Annotated in this window: 1 protein-coding gene; it reads left to right on the forward strand. The window is 66.0% G+C overall.

Translation table 11 applies throughout. From position 1 onward, the window contains the following. Positions 1–1,794 (forward strand): RHS repeat-associated core domain-containing protein (locus H8R17_RS45325; protein WP_316959755.1); only part of this gene is annotated, 1,794 nt, incomplete at both ends.

Here is a 1,794-nt window from a genome sequence, read left to right on the forward strand (position 1 = left end):
ACAGCGCCGACACCGACAACGAGAAGACCGCCTTCACCTACTCCTACGACGCCAACGGCAACCTGGTCGACCTGGCCGACGCCACTCCGGGCGCCCGCTACGACGACTACGCCGCCACCTTCGACGGGGTCAACCTGCTGGCCAAGCTGGAGGTGAAGAAGGCCGGCACCACGCTGCACACCACGTCGTTCAACTATGACGCGGACGGCAACACCCTGTCGCGTACGCACGATGCGAGGGTCGCGTCGTTCGAGTACGACACGCGCAACCTTCTGTCCAAGGTCACCAACAAGGACAGCGCCACTGACACTTCGCCGAAGGTCACGCAGTTCACCTACACCCCCGGTGGTCAGGTGGCCACGGAGACCAAGGGCAACGGCAACGTGGTCACCTCCGACTACTTCCTCGACGGTGCTTTGAAGCACCAGTTGGAGAAGAAGTCGGATGGCACGACCACGGTGGCCGAGCACACCTACACCTACGATCCGGACGGCAACACCACCGAGGACGTCTCCAAGGTCCAGAACGCCGACGACCACACGGCGTACAAGGACCAGACGTTGGACTACGCCTACACGCCGCGCGATCAGGTCAAGAGCGTGACGAAGGCCGGTGGCGGGTCGAATGAGTCGTATGTCTACGACGACAACGGCAACGTGACGTCGCAGACCGTCGGTGGCCAGACGACGACGTCGAACTACGACCGCAACCGGCTGGCGACCACCGTCGTGGCGGGGGTGTCCTCCGGCTACCACTACGACCCCTACGGCCGGCTGGACAACGTCACCACCGCCGGCAGCGTGGTCGAGCGCTACACCTACGACGGCTTCGACCACATCGCCAGCGAGCAGAAGAAGAACGGCACCGGCTACGACACCACCAACTACACCTACGACCCGTTCGACCGGACGGTGTCGCAGACACAGAACGCGGGCGCCACGGGTGAGAAGACCACCGTCTTCGACTACCTGGCGATGTCCAACGCGGTGGTCTCCGAGACCGAGAACGGGACGACCACCAAGACCTACCAGTACTCGCCGTGGGGCGAGCGCCTCTCGCAGGTGAAGATCAAGTCGGACGGGACGAAGGAGCCGACGTACTACACCTATGACGCGCACTCCAACGTCCAGGCGGTCACCGACCAGTCCGGTGACACCAAGTCGACGTACGGCTACACCGCCTACGGTTCGGACGACTCCAGCCAGGACACGGGTGCGGACAAGCCCGGCTCGACGACGAACTCGCCGAGCGATCCGTACAACGCCTACCGGTTCAACGCCGACCGCGTGGACGGCTCCACGGGCACGTACAACATGGGCTTCCGCACCTACGACCCGGGCCTGAACCGGTTCCTGTCCCGGGACATGTACAACGGTGCCCTGTCCGACATGGGCCTGATCTCCGACCCGCTGACCGGCAACCGCTACGCCTTCGGCGGCGGCAACCCCATCTCCAATATCGAGCTGGACGGGCACGGCTGGCTGTCCGACCTGGGCCACACGGCCCTGGACGCGGCCGGCATGATCCCGGTCGTCGGCGCGGTCGCCGATGTCGCCAACGCCGGCTGGTACGCGGCCGACGGTGACTACCTGGACGCCGGCATCTCGCTCGCCGGGGCGATCCCGGTGATCGGGGATGCGGCCCTGGGTGCCCGGATGGCGGTCAAGGGCGCCAAGTACGCGGCGGAAGGCGCCGAAGCCCTGCAAGGGCTGAAGAACGCCGACCACCTCGCGGAGGACGCCAAGGCCGCCACGCACGTCGGCGAGGACACGGCCGATGCCGCCAAGGCCGAGA

The organism is Streptomyces sp. TRM68367, assembly GCF_014495685.1.
Taxonomy (GTDB): Bacteria; Actinomycetota; Actinomycetes; order Streptomycetales; family Streptomycetaceae; genus Streptomyces.